Genomic DNA, 1,999 nt, shown 5'->3' on the forward strand with positions numbered 1-1,999 from the left:
CCCCGGACCCGTCCGGACGGTCCGCGGTGCGTGGGTGCGCGTCCGGGACACCGCCCGCCTCACACCGCCCGTCCCGGACGGGCACGGAGGAGGAGGTCCAGGCCGTGGCGCGGCATCGCGCCCACGCCGGCAGTCCGCCCCGGTGGAGGAGTTCCTGCAGCAGCCGCGCCAGACGGTAGCCGGGCACCTCCCGTTCGGCGGCGTCGAGGTACACCGACGCCCGGGATCCGCGTCCGCGCGCGTACTCGAACCAGCCGGACATGGTGAGTGCGGCCGCACGGGCCTCGCCGTCGGACACGGCGGTCAGCTGGGCGAGGACCACGCTCATCGCGTCCACCCTGCCCCACGCCACCGACCCCACGTACCGGCCCGCGAGCAGGTCCGCGTAGTCGGCGGCCGCATCCGGCCGCGGACCTGGATCCGGGGATCCCGCGCTCCACCCGGGCTGCACGAGCAGCAGCCGGGTCGCGAGCACCCCGTCCCGTACCGGTCCGGGAGAGCCGACGGCAGGGAGTACCGCCTCCGCACCGGGACCCTGCCGGAGCTGCGTCCCACCGTCCCCGCCGTCGGGAGCCGCTCCGTCACCACATCCTCGGCGGCCCGGGTGCGCCTGTTCCAGGAGCCCGCAGGCGGCGGCGCCGTCGAGAGCACGGTCCGGTCCGAGGCACGTGCTCGCCAGGAGGAAGTCCCGCACGGTCCGTGACTCGAGACTGGCGAGGAGGAACCCGACGAGCCCCGGATCGCGGGCGGGGTCGAGCTCCTCCGGGTGGAGGAGCACCGCTTCCCACACGGCGGCCGTGGCGCGGAACTGCATGCAGGAGCACCACCGACCTGCGCAGCGAGCGGCGACGTCGGCCTGCGCGTCCTCGACCTCGCGGAGCACCGTTCGCCGTCCGGTGCTCCGCAGCCCGACGGCGGGTGCGGCTCGCCGCACGGCCGCTGCGGCCGATGCGTCGAAGGAGCTCCCCCCGTAGACCAGCTCGGCGCTCAGTGGGCTGTAGGACACGGAGTCGAGGGGTTGTCCCGGCCAGGCGCAGCAGCCCTCGTCGACGCAGAAGTAGTCCCGCCACCCGGAGGCCGAGACCAGCCAGCCGCCCCGCGTGGGGAGGCCCGCGGCAGCCAGGACGCCCTGGACGGTGAGCACGAGCGCGTTCCGCGGAGGAACGGTCAGGCGCTGCCAGCTCTGCTTCGTGTAGACCACCACGAGGGTGCCGTCCGCCTCGTGGTCCCCCTCCAGGAAGGAGAGGATCCCGCGGGCGAAGACCGACGGATCGGCGGTCTCCGCGGGGAGGTCAACCCGGAGGGTGGCGCCGAGCCTCCTGCCCGCCAGCGTGATCACCACGAGGCTCTCGTCCGGCAGGAACCCGAGGGCGTGCGGTATATAGGACAGGATGTCGGCGGCGGAGGCGACCACGCCGGGCGGGGTCGGCGGGTGGGCGGCCGGGGGATGCTGGAAGGAGGACATGCCCCAGCTTCGGGCGCCCGGGACACCGCGGACCGTACCGGCGCCCCTATGTGGACAAGCCGCCGGATCCCGCCCCCGGAGGCCTAGTCCGCCCTCGATCTCCGTTCGGTCCGCTGCTCCCGGCGGCGTCGTCGCTCCCGCGCCAGCGCATCGCGCACCGGCGGGACCACCACACCCTGCTCCGCCAGGCGGCGCCGGACCCTGCGCCGCACGATGAGGACGGCCACCGTTCCCGTGGCGAGCACCACGAGCTGGGCGGCCATCGCGATGCGGAAGGAGGTCAGTGCATAGAGGTCCCCGCCGGAGACACCGCTGCGGAGGAGGACGTCGAGGACCACGCCGATGACGAACATGGCCGGGAGCGAGGCCGGGAGGCCGCCGATGTTGCCGATGCCCGGGGCCGTCCCGATCCTCGCGGCGGGGTTGAAGGGGCGGGCGAAGTCGAAGGGGATCATGGCCCCGGGACCGCCGATCGCCAGCGCGACCACCAGCACCACGAGGAGCGGCAGGGGCGCCGGACCCGGGGGCACGGCG

1 protein-coding gene and 1 pseudogene are annotated in these 1,999 nt (G+C 74.9%); both read right to left on the reverse strand.

Features of this window, described 5'->3' with window-relative positions; translation table 11 throughout:
• The coding region (locus AC792_RS10225) for a DUF4192 domain-containing protein (RefSeq protein ID WP_049830427.1) at positions 1 to 1,465 on the reverse strand (1,465 nt) is incomplete at its 3' end.
• 83 nt (positions 1,466 to 1,548) lie between these two features.
• Positions 1,549 to 1,999: pseudogene (locus tag AC792_RS17310) on the reverse strand (MFS transporter); the annotation flags it as partial.

Source organism: Arthrobacter sp. RIT-PI-e, assembly GCF_001187915.1.
Taxonomy (GTDB): domain Bacteria; phylum Actinomycetota; class Actinomycetes; order Actinomycetales; family Micrococcaceae; genus Arthrobacter_D.